This is a genomic window from Staphylococcus sp. 231237_7MaSpsaltlick (assembly GCF_043107035.1).
Map to the genome: position 1 here is coordinate 1 of NZ_JBICNX010000213.1, position 788 is coordinate 788.

General features: G+C 35.0%; 1 pseudogene. It reads right to left on the reverse strand.

Annotated elements, in window-relative coordinates:
- Window positions 1-788: pseudogene (locus ACF91D_RS30980) on the reverse strand (terminase); the annotation flags it as partial.

Genomic DNA, 788 nt, shown 5'->3' on the forward strand with positions numbered 1-788 from the left:
GTACCAAATAGTCCTAAGAAGCTATTAACTGCCATTAAAGGAACCGCTAATGCCCAAATTGCCCCTAATAACATAGCAGCTACACCTGCTACTCTTGCAATCCAAGGATGATTCTCCATTAACGCAGCAGTGAACCCAACTATTTTAGTTACTACATTCAATATTGCGCTTGCTATAGGAGCCATTGCAGTACCAAACGCTACTAACGCTCGTACTATATTACCGATTAGTTGCATAATTACTGGTCCATTTTGTTGCATGTAATCAACAAACTTTTTAAACCCTGGAGAATTACCAACTGTTTCTGACCATTCTCTGAATTTAGCACTCATTTGTTCTAAGTATTTAAAAATATTTGTTGAATTCTGACCAAATGCTTTCATTAAATTACCTATACCGGCAAATACATTTTTAAATATGTTTCCTATAATTGGTAAGTTAGTTTTTGTATATTCCATAAATTGTTTGATACTATTTTGTCCTGCGGCACTATTAGCCCAATTACTAAATGATTTTCCTAATCTATCTAACCAATTAGCAGACCATTGGTATAAAGGACCTAATTGTGTAAATACATTTACAAGCCCATCACCAAAATGTCCTGCAGCACTTAATAGTTTATTAAATACTGATACACCAGTAGTATTAAGCATATTAAAGAATTTCTTAGCCACTGCACTCGTTCTTGTCCACTTGAGTAATGAAGAACTTGCTTTCTCTACACCCTTAGCAACACCTGCAAAGAATGGCGTTAATGATTTCAATGCAGATTTCATAGCGTTTAAACC